Here is a 14151-nt window from a genome sequence, read left to right as displayed (position 1 = left end):
CGACTAGATGAACGTTTCCACGGAAACGCCAAATCGCTCGGCCAGCCATCTAATCTGCCGCAGATTGAGCTTGCGCTTACCGCTCAGGACTTCCGACACAACCGACTGTGTGCCTACGCCTGGCAGATCACTCTGGTTCAAGCCGTGCTCGCGCATCATTGCGCGCAGCACGTCGACACCACTGGCGACAGGCATCGGGCGATGCTCAAGATCGTAGGCTTCGATCCAGTCACTGAGAATATCCACCAAGCTCATCAGCGGATTTGATTCATCCTCACCGATCAGCTCCAGCAGTTCGTCGAGAGCATTGACCAATACATCGTAATCCGCCTCGTTTTTTGGCTTGCGCAGCAAAGGTGAAACAAATTGCCAATGTTCAGCAGCGAGCCGGATGAGTGCGCTCATCTGATTTTCTCCTTCCAGTTGTCTTGTTCGTATTCACGGTGATCACTCGCATGCAACATCCTTATCGCATCTTGCTATGAAGGTTAAACCCGAAGTCGAATTATCGCAATTTGCTATATTTGCAAACAGACAGATGGCGCAAAACAACACACGCCCCAACAGCCTAGATAGGCGATCTCACATCAGCTTGGGCAAACTGTGAGTGGATGAGTCGTTTGCTCCACACCTTGATAAACCCGGTCGCGGACTCCAACTTCACTCCATGGTCAATTCCAAGGAGCCCTCCATGTCCGAACCTCTCGTCATTCCCTGCCCCCATTGCAACGGCCTCACCGCATCCCCGGCGAGCGCCTGGGTGATGCGCCTAAATGTGGGCGCTGTAAACAGCCGGTGTTGTTGAACAAGCCCTTTGAGTTGAAACAGGGCGACTACGCCAGCCAGATCAAGGGCGATCTGCCGCTGCTGGTGGATGTGTGGGCCGAATGGTGCGGGCCGTGCAAGTCGTTTGCGCCGGTGTTTGAGCAGGCGGCTGGGCAGTTGGAGGGCAAGTGCCGGTTGACCAAGCTCGACAGCGAGGCCAATCAGCAGCTGTCGGCGCAGTTGGGGATTCGCTCGATTCCCAGCTTGATTCTGTTCAAGAACGGCCGCGAGGTTGCGCGCCAGAGTGGGGCATTCCCGTTGCCGCAGTTGATGAGCTGGTTGCGTAGCCAGGGCGTATAACCCAAGCCGAATATTAACTCGGTCAAATGTGGGAGCTGGCTTGCCTGCGATGGCATCCCCTCGGTTTGCCTGACAGACCGGGTTGTCTGCATCGCAGGCAAGCCAGCTCCCACACTGATTGTGTTTTAAGCCCGTGCTACGGGGGTTTCGCGGTCCATCATCTGGCCTACGAGCTGTACGCCCAGCTCGCTTAATTGATGGATGGCCAGGGCAACGTCGCGGTGTTCGCCGCTTAGGTCGTTGGACAGCTTGAGTAATAGCGTGCGCACGGAAGAGAAGGTTTCGTAGCTGTTAAGCACGAGGGTTTCGGTGGGCAGGTTGGGTGCAACGGTATAAAGGTTAACCATGGAACGTCTCCGAGCAGGAGCCGCAACCAGCCGCTACTAAACGGAGGGTGGCAGCTGTACGCAGGTTAGTAGACCGGGGAGACGCAACCGGCGCGCTCGAAAGCGCCCTCCGTACAGCCACCATCACGCTCAGGAAGATCCTGACCGAAGAGTTGCTGTACGTCTCACCACGGGCTACTAAACCCGATCGCTGAACATTCAACGACCGAAGAACCTTAGAGACGCCCATCCAGACGCACAAGCCGGCGGATTCTGGCTTATCTGTAGGCAGCGAGACAAGGCGCAACCCCGCTTGCCAGACGTGTCCTACAGCCTCTGTGAGACAAATCCAAATCCCCCTGCAGGAATGCAAAAACAAATGTGGGAGCTGGCTTGCCTGCGATGCAGGCAACTCGGTTTGCCAGTTAAACCGAGGTGATGCTATCGCAGGCAAGCTAGCTCCCACAGGGTCAGGCGGTGCCGGCAAGGATCACGCGCTTTCCAGCAAGTTATGCAACTCCACAAACTGCTGCGTCAGCTTGTGCCGTGGGTCCAAGTGGATCAGCGGCTTGCTCTCCTGGTGCGACTCGCGCATGCGCACGGAGCTGGCCAGGTACACCGGCAGCACCGGCAGGCCTTCGGCAATCAGCTCATCGAGCATCTGCTGCGGCAGGCTCGCGCGGGCCTGGAACTGGTTGACCACGATGCCTTCCACTTCCAGGCCTTCGTTGTGGTCTTCCTTCAATTCTTCGATTTCCGCCAGCAGTCCATACAGCGCCTGGCGTGAAAAGCTGTCGCAATCGAACGGAATCAATACACGATCAGCGGCAATCAGCGCCGAAACCGCATAAAAATTCAGCGCCGGCGGCGTGTCCAGGTAAATCCGGTCGTAGTCCTCGCTCAGTTCATCGAGCAGCTTTCGCAGCTTGTTGATCTTGTGCTTGGCCTCAAGCTTGGGCTGCAGGTCGGCAAGCTCGGCCGTCGCGGTGATGACGTGCAGGTTGTCGAACGGCGTTTCGTAGATATCCACGCGTTTTTTTTTGGAAAACGGCCCGGATGACAGGGTTTGCTTGAAGAACTCGGCGATGCCCATCGGGATATCGTCGCCGGTCAGCCCGGTGAGGTACTGAGTCGAGTTGGCTTGCGCATCGAGGTCCACCAACAGGGTTCGATAGCCTTCACTGGCGCTGACCGCCGCCAGGTTGCAGGCAATGCTGGACTTGCCAACGCCGCCTTTCTGATTGAACACCACACGCCGCATGGAAAAACCTCCGTGTATCAATGAATGTCCGAGTGTAGAGGGCAAAAGCGCCTGTTAGCTACCTCGTTCATCCATGCACTGGCGCATTGCACGGCCGGATGCGCGATACCCGTAATCCAGCGCCGACAAACTAAAAGGAATACTCCGACAACCCCGTCAGTCCTCGCGTAAAGGACAATCTGTAAATCTTTCCCAGTAAATTGTAATCAGCCGTGAACAATTCTTTACCAAAGTTTGCTAGAAGCCCGCAGCACCGGGATAATGCGCGCCATTCGGCCTGCGTTCCCTGTCCCGGTATTCGGGGCCAACGGCCGCACATGGAAGCCCGCAGGGGCGGGATAACTTCTCAGTGATCACTTTCAACATCGCCCAATGGCGCGCCTGGGCTCCCGGCCTGGAGAGTGCGCACGACTGGCACGCCTGGTGCCAGGCCCCAGTGGCGCTGCCTGCCAGCGATGCTTGGCCTGACGTGTCCTTTTTGCCGGCCATGCAGCGCCGACGCCTGAGCCGCCTGGCACGCATGGCGTTCAGCGTCGGCTGGCCCCTGGCCGAAGGCCTGCAAGACCTGCCGCTGGTGTTTATTTCCCGGCACGGCGAAACCCCGCGCACCCTCGACATCCTCAGTGATCTGGCCGACGGCCAGCCACTGTCGCCGACCCAGTTCAGCCTATCGGTGCATAACGCGGTGATCGGCCTGTGGTCGATCCTGCGCAATGAAACCAGCGAAATGACCGCGCTCGCCGCCGCAGGCGACGGCCTGGAGCACGGCATGCTCGAAGCCGCCGCGCTGCTCAACGAAGGTGCCCCGGCGGTGTTGCTGGTGATCACCGAGGAACAGCCCCCCGAAGCCTATGCTCGCTGGATTCATGACGTGCCCTTCCCCTACGCCCTCGGCCTGCTGCTGACACCGGGCGACGAGTGGCGACTGGAACTAAACAGCGGCGCTGTCCAACTCACTCAAACCCAGTGGCCCCACGCCCTGAACCTGCTACGCACCCTGCTCACCGAACAGGTTGCCTGCCAACATGCCTGGAAGAACCGTGTATGGAACTGGCAACGCAAGCCCTGACCGAAAAACCCCGGGACGCCTATTACTGGCGCCTGTTCGCCACCGCCGCGAGCTTTTTCTTCTTCGGCGTCGGCGGGTTGTGCCTGCGTTTGCTGGTGTTTCCGCTGCTCAGTTGCCTGCCAGGCAGCGCTGAAAAACATCAGCGCCGCGCCCGCCACACCATCAGCAAACTGTTCTGGTTCTTCGTCCGCCTGATGCAGCGCGCCGGCGTGCTGACGTACAGCGTCGAAGGCGCGGAAAAGCTCGGTCGCCCGGGCCAGATGATCATCGCCAACCACCCATCGCTGATCGACGTGGTGTTCCTGATCGGCCTGATGCGCCAGACCAACTGCGTGGTCAAGCAGAGCCTGTTTCAGAACCCGTTCACCCGCGGGCCGGTGCGCGATGCAGGCTATATCAGCAATGACGGCAGCGCCGACATGCTCGACGCCGCCGCCGAGGCGTTACGCCAGGGCCAGACCCTGATCATTTTCCCCGAGGGCACCCGCACCACACCCGGCGCGGCGCCCGCCTTTCATCGCGGTGGCGCCGCCATCGCGCTGCGCGGTGCGACAATCATCACCCCCGTGGTGATCAAGGTCAGCCCTACGACGTTGACCAAGGCAGAACCCTGGTACCGCATTCCCAAACGTCGATTTCACTTCAGTTTGCGCGTGGGTGCCGATATAGAACCACACACCTTTGCCGCACTCGGGCCCGCGCCCCAGGCTTCACGCAAGCTCAACGATTACCTGCACCACTATTTCATTAAGGAGCTCGCCGAAGATGAGCGACCAACACCGCCTTGAGCACGACATAAAGATGCTGATCATCGAGGCCCTGGGCCTGGAAGACATCAGCGTCGACGACATCGGCAGCGAGCAGACCCTGTTCGGCGAAGGCCTGGGCCTGGATTCGGTAGACGCCCTGGAATTGGGCCTGGCGATCCAGAAAAAGTACGGCATCAAGATCGATGCCGACGCCAAAGACACGCGCAATCACTTCACCAACGTGGCCAGCCTTGCGGCGTTCGTCACGGCCAGACAGGCAGCTTGAGACCGGACCATGCAAACTCGTGACGATATTTTCAACACCCTGCGCGACGCCTTGGTGGAACTGTTTGAACTGGAGCCTTCGCGCGTCACCCTCGACGCCAATCTGTACCAGGACCTGGAAATCGACAGCATCGACGCCGTGGACTTGATCGATCACATCAAGCGCCAGACTGGCAAAAAGATCGCCGCCGAAGAATTCAAGGCCGTGCGCACCGTGAACGACGTGGTTGAGGCGGTGTACCGTCTGGTCGCACCTGCCGCATGAGCCGGCTGATCGGCCTTGGCCTGTTGTTGGCGGGGCTGTTGTACCCTTTTGCGGTGTATTACGGCACCGAGCACTTTGCGCCGTGGCAATTCGGCCTGCTGCTGGGCAGCCTGTGGTTGCTGCGCGCGCTGACCGGCGCACGCCGCCCGGGCAGCCGCTGGATGGCGATGGCGGTGATCGTGTTTTGCCTGCTGCTGGCCTGGTTCGACAACCCGCAGCTGCTGCGCTGGTACCCCAGCCTGGTCAGCGTGTTCATGCTGGCGCTGTTCGGCTTGAGTCTGAAATACGGCCCGCCGATGGTCGAGCGCCTGGCCCGCATCACTGAACCGCAACTGCCGCCCGAGGCCATCCGCTATACGCGTCAGGTCACCGTGGTGTGGAGTGTATTTTTTCTGTGTAATGGCCTGCTCGCCGCCGCCCTCACCCTGTGGGCGCCGCTGGGCTGGTGGACGTTGTACAACGGCCTGATCGCCTACGGGCTGATGGGGTTGTTGTTTGCCGTGGAATGGCTGGTACGACAAAGGGTTCGAGGCCGCGTATGAATGGGTTGAAACTTGAGCACCTGCTGCTTGAGCCGCTGCAACAGCGCTGGGTCACCACCGAGCCTGAAATGAACCATGCCCAACTGTGGGCGCACTCCCTGAGCTTGGCGGCGGGCCTGCAAGCGCGCGGCATCCGGCGTTTGGCCGTGCACCTGGAAGACGCCAGCATGTTGGCCATTGCCCTGCTGGGCGCTTGGCGGGCCGGGGTCAGCGTGCTGCTGCCGGCCGACCTGCAACCCCAGACCCGCCAGCGCTGGGACGACGCCGTGGACGCCTGGCTGGTTGAGGCCGCCGATCTCGACACGCTGTACCAGGCGCCGTTGAGCGCCGCCGCGCTCGACCTGGACGCCTGCCACTTGAGCCTGTGCACCTCCGGCTCCAGCGGCGAGCCCAAGCGCATCGACAAGACCCTGCGCCAACTTGCCAACGAAGTGGAAGCGCTGGAGGCCTTGTGGGGCGCAGACCTCAACGACGCCTGCATCATCGGCAGCGTCGCCACCCAGCACATCTACGGGTTGCTGTTCCGGGTGTTGTGGCCGCTGTGCGCCGGGCGCACCTTTGTACGCAAACAACTGGCCTTCCCCGAAGACCTGCAGCGCGCCAGCCGCGAACACCCACAATTTGCCTGGGTCGCCAGCCCCGCGCTGCTCAAACGCATGGGCGACAACCTCGACTGGCCCGCCCTGAGCCACGTGTCGCGGGTATTTTCGTCCGGTGGCGCGCTGCCCATCGAGGCTGCCGGCAGCCTGTACGACCGTTTGCAGCAATGGCCGACGGAAATCCTCGGCAGCTCGGAAACCGGCGGCATTGCCTGGCGCCAAGGCGCGCAGCCGTGGCAGCCGTTTGCCGAGGTAGAACTGAGCCAGGATGCCGACGGCGCCCTGCGCATTGCATCACCTTATCTACCGGCCGGGCACATTGAACAGACCGCCGATGCCGCCCGCATTCACTCTGACGGGCGCTTCGAGTTGCTCGGCCGCCTGGACCGTATCGTCAAGCTGGAAGAGAAACGCATCTCCCTGCCGATGCTCGAACAGGCGCTGATGGCCCACGCCTGGGTCGCCGAAACCCGCCTGGGCGTGGTGCAGGAAAACCGCGCCTCCCTCGGCGCATTGGTGGTGTTGAGCGCCGATGGCCTGCATGCCCTGCGCAATCAAGGCCGCCGCGCCGTCACTCAAACCCTGCGCCAGCATTTGAGCCAACATTGCGAAGCCTTGGCACTGCCGCGTCGCTGGCGGTTGCTGCGCCAGTTGCCGCTGAACAGCCAGGGCAAACTGCCGCAGACCGAGGTAGAGGCGTTGCTGCTGGCACCCCGGCCAAAAGCGCCGGAAGTGCTGGAGCAAGTCGAGGCTGACGGCGAATGGACCGTGCAACTGAGCATCCCGCCGGACCTGGCGTATTTCAGCGGCCACTTCCCGGTCACGCCGGTGTTGCCGGGGGTGGTGCAAGTGGAATGGGCGTTCAACCTCGGCCAGCAACTGCTGGATGTGCCCACGACCTTTGCCGGCATGGAAGTGCTCAAGTTCCAGCAACTGGTGCGCCCCGGCGATCAGGTTGAACTGCACCTGCGCTTCGACCAGGAACGCGGCAAGCTGTATTTTGCCTACCGCAATGGCGTCGCCGCCTGCTCCAGCGGCCGGATAGTGTTGGAGGCGCCAAGTGCATAACCTTTTGTGGCCAGCGGGTTTCCTGTGGCCAGCAGACTTTTTGTGGCGAGCAGGCTTGCCCTGCGCTGGGCTGCGAAGCAGCCCCAGTAAGGTAATCGAGGTGTGTCAGGCATACCGAGTTGGCAGGTTTTTGGGCCGCTTCGCAGCCCAACGCAGGGCAAGCCTGCTCGCCACAATGAGCCCGCTCGCCACAACAAGCGCGCTCACCACAGTAAGTCCGCTACCCGTCGGTTGGGTCAGCCATGCATAACCCCTGCGCGCTCATCCCGGTCTACAACCACGAAGCCGCCGTACCGGCCGTGGTGCACAGCTTGTTGAACAGTGGCCTGCCGTGCCTGCTGGTCGACGACGGCAGCAGCCCGGCGTGCGCGGCGGTATTGGCGCAACTGGCAACGCTCGATAACGTCACCTTGCTGACCTTGCCCAACAACACAGGCAAAGGCGGCGCGGTCATGGCTGGCTTTCGCGAAGCCGCACGCCGGGGCTTCACGCATGCGCTGCAAGTGGACGCCGACGGCCAGCACGACCTGCGCGAAGTCGAGAGCTTTCTCGATACCTCACGCAGGCACCCCGACGCGGTGATCTGCGGCTACCCCGAATACGACGACAGCGTGCCCAAAGGCCGCTTGTACGCGCGCTACCTGACCCACGTATGGGTGTGGATCAACACCCTGTCGCTGCAGATTCGCGACTCGATGTGCGGCTTTCGCGTGTACCCGCTGGCGCCTACGCTCGCGCTGATGGACTCGGCCTACATCGGCACGCACATGGATTTCGATTCCGACATCCTGGTGCGCCTGGCCTGGCGTAACCAGCCGATGCGCTGGCTGCCGACCCAGGTGCATTACCCCGCCGATGGCTTGTCGCACTTCCGCCTGTTCCGCGACAACGTGCGCATCTCGGCCATGCACACGCGGCTGTTTTTCGGCATGTTGGTGCGCGCGCCGATGATTCTGTGGCGACGGTGGCAGGCATGAGCGAGCGCACCAAACACTGGGCCGACCGCGAGGAGCGCGGCAGCTTCTGGCTGATGAAGCTCACTGCCGTCGCCGCCAAGGTCCTCGGCCGTCGCCTGCTGAGCCCTTTGCTGTACAGCATCGTGCTGTACTTTTTCGTGTTCGGCCGCACCGCGCGCCACAGCGCCTGGGAATACCAGCAACGCCTGGCCGACTGGAGCGGGCGCGATGAGCTGCGGCCCACGCATAAAAGAGTCTTCGGCCAGTTCATGGCGTTTGCCGACTCGCTGCTCGACAAACTCGACGTGTGGAACGGCAAGCTGCGCATCGAACAGATCGAAATCAACGACCCGGCGCAATTGCGCGGGCAACTGCGCGGCGAGCGCGGGCAGATGCTGGTGGGCGCGCACCTGGGCAACCTCGAAGTGTGCCGCGCGCTGGCCGAGATCGGTGAGCAAGTCACCATGAACGTGCTGGTGCACACCAAGCACGCCGAGCGTTTCAACCGCCTGCTGGGCGAAGCCGGGGCCACGCATCTGCGCCTGATCCAGGTCAGCGAACTGGACCCGGCGACCATGCTGCTGCTCAGCCAGCGCCTGGACGACGGCGAGTGGCTGGCGATTGCCGGCGACCGCGTGCCGCTGCACGGCGGGCGCAAGGTGCGCGTGGATTTCCTCGGCTTTGACGCGGCGTTCCCGCAAGGCCCGTGGCTGCTGGCCGGGCTGCTCAAATGCCCGGTGAACCTGCTGATGTGCCTGAAGCACGACGGTCGTTATCGCCTGACCATCGAGCCGTTCGCGCAATTGATCGAATGGAAGCGCAGCACCCGCGAGCAGGTCATCGCCCTGTGGACCGCGCGCTACGCCGCACGCCTGGGCCAGTTCTGCCTGGAAGCGCCCCAACAGTGGTTCAACTTTTACCCTTTCTGGAAAACCGATGACGACGCATCTTGAGCCAGTAACCTTTGGCGAACGCGCTTTGCGCATTGAAGACGTGCTGGCCTTGGCCAACCGTCAGGCGCCCACGCAGTTGCAGGGCGACGCCGCGTACCGCCAGCGCATTGCCAAAGGCGCGCAGTTCCTCGACTCGCTGCTGGACAAGGAAGGCGTGATCTACGGCGTGACCACCGGCTACGGCGACTCGTGCGTGGTGGCGGTGCCGTTGCAGCACGTCGAGGCGCTGCCGCGTCATCTGTATACCTTTCACGGTTGCGGCCTGGGCAAATTGCTCGACGCACAAGCCACCCGCGCCGTGCTGGCAGCGCGTTTGCAGTCGCTGTGCCACGGCGTTTCCGGGGTGCGTGTGGAATTGCTCGAGCGTCTGCATGCGTTTCTGGAACACGACGTACTGCCGCTGATTCCGGAAGAAGGCTCGGTGGGCGCCAGCGGTGATTTGACGCCGCTGTCGTACGTGGCCGCGACCTTGTCCGGCGAGCGTGAAGTGATGTTCCGTGGCGAGCGTCGCCAGGCGGCTGACGTGCACCGCGAACTCGGTTGGGAGCCGCTGGTACTGCGCCCCAAGGAAGCCCTGGCCCTGATGAATGGCACTGCCGTCATGACCGGCCTGGCCTGCCTGGCCTTCGCCCGCGCCGACTACCTGCTGCAACTGGCCACGCGCATCACTGCAATGAACGTCGTGGCGCTGCAAGGCAACCCGGAACACTTCGACGAGCGCCTGTTCGCCGCCAAGCCGCACCCGGGGCAAATGCAAGTCGCCGCGTGGCTGCGCAAAGACCTGGCGATTGATGCACCGACCGCCCCGCTGCACCGCCTGCAGGACCGCTACTCGCTGCGCTGCGCACCGCACGTGCTTGGCGTGCTGGCCGACAGCCTGAACTGGCTGCGCTCGTTTATCGAAATCGAACTGAACAGCGCCAACGACAACCCGATCATCGACGCCGAAGAAGAGCGCGTGCTGCACGGCGGGCACTTCTACGGCGGGCACATCGCCTTTGCCATGGACAGCCTCAAGACCCTGGTGGCCAACGTCGCCGACCTGCTCGACCGCCAGCTCGCGCTGCTGGTGGACGTGCGTTACAACCACGGCCTGCCGAGCAACCTGTCCGGCGCGCCGGCCGACCGCGCGATGATCAACCACGGTTTCAAGGCCGTGCAGATCGGCACCAGCGCCTGGACCGCCGAAGCGTTGAAAAACACCATGCCGGCCAGCGTGTTCTCGCGCTCCACCGAGTGCCATAACCAGGACAAAGTGAGCATGGGCACCATCGCCGCCCGCGATGCGATCCGCGTGCTGGAGCTGACCGAGCAAGTCGCCGCCGCCACGCTGCTCGCGGCCAACCAAGGCGTGTGGCTGCGCGCCCAGGCTGAAGATGCACGCGCCCTGCCGCCGGCCTTGGCCGCCATGCATGCAGAACTGGCCAAGGACTTCCCGCCGGTCATCGAAGACCGTGCGCTGGAAGGCGAACTGCGCCTGTGCCTCAAACGTATTGCCGAGCAACACTGGAGGCTGCATGCGTAGCCAGGGCGTGTTGCATTGCGACACTGAAATCCTCGTGCCGTTTTTCGACATCGACACCATGCACGTGGTGTGGCACGGGCATTACGTGAAGTATCTGGAAGTGGCGCGCTGCGCGCTGCTGGACAAGATCGGCCATAACTACACGGCAATGCTCGAGTCCGGCTACGCATGGCCAGTGATCGACATGCAGCTGCGCTACGTGCGCGGCGCGGTGTTCGGCCAGACGATCAATGTGCGCGCCAGTTTGGTGGAGTGGGAGAACCGTTTGAAGGTCAATTACCTGATCACCGACCTCGCCAGCGGCGAACGTCTGACCCGCGCCAGCACCGTGCAAGTGGCGGTAGAAATCGCCAGCCGCGAAATGCAGCTGGCCTCCCCCAACGTCTTTACAGACGCCGTAGAGAGAGCCTTGAAATGAGATTCCCTGTGGGAGCGGGCTTGCCCGCGAAGGTCTTGAGGGCCCTGTGTAGTATCAGACGGTCCGCGTCATCGTTAACGTCCTTCGCGAGCAAGCCCGCTCCCACAGGGATCGCGTTGACTCTGTTATTAAGCATTCCAGGTTTCGCCCATGCTTTTGATCTGCAACAGCTGAGCGATCAGTTGGCCAAGCCCTCGGTGATCCACGGCAACTTCATCCAGGAAAAACACCTGCGCGCCCTGCCCCAACCCCTGGTCAGCAAAGGCACCTTCGTGCTCGCCAAAGACCATGGCCTGCTGTGGCTGTTGAAAACCCCGCTGCAGCAGGACTACCGCATCAGCGCCCAAGGCATCGCGCGCCGTGACGCCAATGGCTGGCAACTGCTGCCAAACAAGAGCGCCGGGGCCGAGCAGAACCGCCTGTTCCTCGCCGTACTCCAAGGCGACAGCAGCGGCCTGCAACGCGACTTCGAATTGCAACTGCAAGGCGAAGCCAAGCAATGGAAGCTGACGCTGATCCCGCGCTCATTGCTGCTCAAGCAGGTCTTCACCCAGATCAATATCGACGGCGGCGAGTTGGTGCAGACCATCCAACTGCTGGAAACCCAAGGCGACAGCACCGTGCTGCGCATGCAGGACAGCACTGCCGCCCAACCGTTAAGCGATGCGGAGCAACACGACTTTGCCCAGTGAGCGCCTGCTGCCGCGCCTGTTCCTGATTCTGCTGGTGGCCGTGCTGGCGCTGGCCGGCTGGCAGTGGCGCCATGGCGCGCCGCTGTCGGCCAACCTGATGGAGCTGGTGCCGGGCAGCACGCCGGATGCGCTTGAGCTCAAAGCCGAACAACGCATGCAGGAGCCGCTGAACCGCGAAATGCTGGTATTGGTCGGGCATGCGGATCGGCAAACAGCCGTGGCGGTGGCGCAGCAATTGGGCGAGCGCTGGCAGGCCAGCGGGCTGTTTGAAAAGGTGCAGTGGAACCTGCAGGCCGACTTGCCGGCCCTGCGCGAGCAATTGCTGCGCGGGCGCCTGGCGATGCTCTCGGCCAAGGACCGCGAACAACTGATCGAGCACCCCGACGCCTTCATCCAACAGCGCGTGCAAGCACTGTTCGACCCCTTCACCGGGTTCAGCCTGGTGCCGAGCCAGGACGACTGGCTGGGCCTGACCGGGCGTATCCAGAACAGCCAGCCGCAACACGGCTCGGTGCAACTGGATATCGGCAGCGGCACCTTGATCGCCGATGCCGACGGCAAAAGCTGGGTGATGTTGCGGGCGCGCACCACCGGCAATGCCTTTGATATGAAACTGCCGGTGCAAGTGGCGGATCTGCTCCAGGCCAGCCGCGCGCAGGCCGGCGAACAGGGCGCGCAATTGCTCGCCGCCAGCGGTTTGCTCTATGCGGCCAATGGGCAGCAGCAGGCGACCCGGGAAATCACCTGGGTAGGCGGCGGCGCCACGCTGGGCATCCTGTTGTTGCTGTTGCTCGCCTTCCGCCGCTGGCGTGTGCTGCTGGCCTTTGTGCCGGTGCTGGTGGGCATGCTGTTTGGCGCGGTGGCCTGTGTGGCGCTGTTCGGCCATATGCATGTGATGACCTTGGTGCTCGGCTCCAGCCTGATCGGCGTGGCGGTGGATTACCCGCTGCATTACCTGTCCAAAAGCTGGAGCCTGCAGCCGTGGCGCAGCTGGCCGGCGTTGCGCCTGACCCTGCCGGGGTTGAGCCTGAGCCTGGCGACCAGTTGCATCGGCTACCTGGCGCTGGCCTGGACGCCGTTCCCGGCGCTGACGCAAATCGCGGTGTTCTCTGCCGCAGGCCTGGTCGGTGCCTACCTGTCAGCCGTGTGCCTGTTGCCCGCGCTGCTCAACGGCGTGGACCTGCGCCCGGCGCAATGGCCGCTGCGCATCGCTGAAGGCCTGTGGCTGCTGCGGGCCACCTTGATCAAACACTTGCCGAGCCCGCTGCTCCTGGCGCTGGTGCTGCTGTTTTGCGCCGGTGGCCTGTGGCACCTGAACAGCAAGAATGATATCCGCCAATGGATCGGCGCCCCGCCGCAATTGCTGCAGGAAGCCCAGGCCGTGGCGCGCATCACCGGGTTCCAGCCCACCAGCCAGTTCTTTCTGGTGCGCGCCGACAATCAGCAGCAGTTGCTCGAACGTCAGGCCGCCCTGGGCCAGCGCCTGGACCAACTGGTGAACATGGACAAGCTGCAGGGCTACCTGGCGCTCAACCAACTGGTCAACCTGCCCGCCGAGCAGCAACAGCTGCGCGACGCGCTCAACCAATTGCCGCAACACTGGCAGCCGCTGTTGGACCTGGGCGTGCCCGCCAGCGCCCTGCACGCCGAAATCGCGCAACTGCAAGCCTTGCCCACCGAAGACATCGACGCGGCGCTGGTCGGCCCGCTCGCCGAGCCTTGGCGCACGCTGTGGCTGGGCCCGGTGGACGGCGGCGTGGCGGCGATGGTCAGCTTGCAAGGCTTGAACAACCCGGCGCTGCTGCGGGTGCAGGCGCTGGACCTGCCTGGCGTGCAGTTGGTGGACCGCCTGGGCGACTTGAACCGGGTGTTCGCCGACACGCAGATCAGCGCCGCTGAATTGAAATTGATGTCGTGCGTGCTGATCGTGCTGTTGCTGATCCTGCCGTTCGGGTTTGGCGGCGCCTTGCGCATCGTCGCCCTGCCGCTGCTCGCGGCGCTGTGCAGCCTGGCCAGCCTGGGTTGGCTGGGCCAGCCACTGACTTTGTTCAGCCTGTTCGGCCTGCTGCTGGTCACGGCGATCAGCGTTGACTACGCGATCTTGATGCGCGAACAGATCGGCGGCCCTGCCGTGAGTCTTTTAGGTACGCTGCTGGCGGCGCTGACGACCTGGTTGTCGTTTGGCCTGCTGGCGGTGTCGAGTACACCGGCCGTGAGCAATTTCGGCCTGTCGGTCAGCCTGGGCCTGGCCTTCAGCTTTATGCTGGCGCCCTGGGCCGGCCATCAGAAGCACGCCTTATGAATGTGATTATCGCCAT

The 14151-nt window shown here is 62.9% G+C and carries 15 protein-coding genes and 1 pseudogene; 13 read left to right on the top strand and 3 right to left on the bottom strand.

What is annotated here, in order from left to right; all coding sequences use genetic code 11:
- Positions 1 to 3: 3 nt before the first annotated feature.
- The gene (locus tag ABWL43_RS02220; RefSeq protein WP_404486520.1) at positions 4 to 405 is read right to left on the bottom strand and encodes a type II toxin-antitoxin system HigA family antitoxin; all 402 of its coding nucleotides are present in this window, start codon (positions 403 to 405) and stop codon (positions 4 to 6) included.
- A 286-nt stretch (positions 406 to 691) separates the two neighbouring features.
- Between ABWL43_RS02220 and trxC the strand changes: the two are divergent.
- Positions 692 to 1125, top strand: a pseudogene (gene trxC, locus ABWL43_RS02215) (thioredoxin TrxC).
- Between the two features lie 125 nt (positions 1126 to 1250).
- Here the strand turns inward: trxC and ABWL43_RS02210 are convergent.
- Positions 1251 to 1472 (bottom strand): DUF6124 family protein, encoded by a 222-nt coding sequence (locus ABWL43_RS02210; protein ID WP_145160035.1) that lies wholly within the window; start codon positions 1470 to 1472, stop codon positions 1251 to 1253.
- Positions 1473 to 1941: 469 nt separating this feature from the next.
- Positions 1942 to 2712, bottom strand: coding sequence for a ParA family protein (locus tag ABWL43_RS02205; RefSeq protein WP_404486518.1), 771 nt, complete (start codon positions 2710 to 2712; stop codon positions 1942 to 1944).
- 349 nt (positions 2713 to 3061) lie between these two features.
- Between ABWL43_RS02205 and ABWL43_RS02200 the strand changes: the two genes are divergently transcribed.
- The 12 genes from ABWL43_RS02200 to ABWL43_RS02145 all read left to right on the top strand — a co-directional run bounded on the left by ABWL43_RS02200 (position 3062) and on the right by ABWL43_RS02145 (position 14135).
- Entirely contained in the window at positions 3062 to 3781 is a 720-nt protein-coding gene (locus ABWL43_RS02200) for a beta-ketoacyl synthase chain length factor (protein ID WP_262207956.1), read from the top strand.
- A complete protein-coding gene (locus tag ABWL43_RS02195; RefSeq protein ID WP_242198848.1) occupies positions 3757 to 4569 on the top strand; it encodes a 1-acyl-sn-glycerol-3-phosphate acyltransferase in 813 nt (270 codons plus the stop codon). The genes ABWL43_RS02200 and ABWL43_RS02195 overlap by 25 nt, the downstream gene beginning before the upstream one ends.
- Entirely contained in the window at positions 4547 to 4816 is a 270-nt protein-coding gene (locus ABWL43_RS02190) for a phosphopantetheine-binding protein (protein ID WP_010213712.1), read from the top strand. The genes ABWL43_RS02195 and ABWL43_RS02190 overlap by 23 nt, the downstream gene beginning before the upstream one ends.
- A gap of 9 nt (positions 4817 to 4825) precedes the next feature.
- On the top strand, positions 4826 to 5080 hold the full coding sequence (locus ABWL43_RS02185; protein ID WP_106577551.1) for an acyl carrier protein: 255 nt from the start codon (positions 4826 to 4828) through the stop codon (positions 5078 to 5080).
- Entirely contained in the window at positions 5077 to 5622 is a 546-nt protein-coding gene (locus ABWL43_RS02180; RefSeq protein ID WP_404486515.1) for a hypothetical protein, read from the top strand. The genes ABWL43_RS02185 and ABWL43_RS02180 overlap by 4 nt, the downstream gene beginning before the upstream one ends.
- Entirely contained in the window at positions 5619 to 7289 is a 1671-nt protein-coding gene (locus ABWL43_RS02175; RefSeq protein WP_404486513.1) for an AMP-binding protein, read from the top strand. Before ABWL43_RS02180 ends, ABWL43_RS02175 begins: the two co-directional genes overlap by 4 nt.
- Positions 7290 to 7531: 242 nt before the next feature.
- Positions 7532 to 8266, top strand: a complete 735-nt coding sequence (locus ABWL43_RS02170) for a glycosyltransferase family 2 protein (RefSeq protein ID WP_145160027.1) — start codon at positions 7532 to 7534, stop codon at positions 8264 to 8266.
- Positions 8263 to 9198 (top strand): glycosyl transferase, encoded by a 936-nt coding sequence (locus ABWL43_RS02165; RefSeq protein ID WP_404486511.1) that lies wholly within the window; start codon positions 8263 to 8265, stop codon positions 9196 to 9198. Before ABWL43_RS02170 ends, ABWL43_RS02165 begins: the two co-directional genes overlap by 4 nt.
- On the top strand, positions 9182 to 10723 hold the full coding sequence (hutH, locus tag ABWL43_RS02160; protein ID WP_404486509.1) for a histidine ammonia-lyase: 1542 nt from the start codon (positions 9182 to 9184) through the stop codon (positions 10721 to 10723). Before ABWL43_RS02165 ends, hutH begins: the two co-directional genes overlap by 17 nt.
- Positions 10716 to 11141: a thioesterase family protein gene (locus tag ABWL43_RS02155; protein WP_262207963.1), complete on the top strand. Its 426-nt coding sequence runs from the start codon at positions 10716 to 10718 to the stop codon at positions 11139 to 11141. Before hutH ends, ABWL43_RS02155 begins: the two co-directional genes overlap by 8 nt.
- Complete coding sequence (locus tag ABWL43_RS02150) at positions 11138 to 11833, top strand: outer membrane lipoprotein carrier protein LolA (RefSeq protein WP_262207964.1); 696 nt, start codon at positions 11138 to 11140, stop codon at positions 11831 to 11833. Before ABWL43_RS02155 ends, ABWL43_RS02150 begins: the two co-directional genes overlap by 4 nt.
- Positions 11823 to 14135: an MMPL family transporter gene (locus ABWL43_RS02145; RefSeq protein WP_404486506.1), complete on the top strand. Its 2313-nt coding sequence runs from the start codon at positions 11823 to 11825 to the stop codon at positions 14133 to 14135. Before ABWL43_RS02150 ends, ABWL43_RS02145 begins: the two co-directional genes overlap by 11 nt.
- Positions 14136 to 14151 lie beyond the last annotated feature (16 nt).

This window comes from Pseudomonas sp. HT11 (genome assembly GCF_044875395.1).
In the GTDB taxonomy this organism is placed as follows: Bacteria; Pseudomonadota; Gammaproteobacteria; order Pseudomonadales; family Pseudomonadaceae; genus Aquipseudomonas.
Note: the sequence above shows the minus strand (reverse complement) of the source record. Positions and strands in the feature narration are given on the sequence as shown.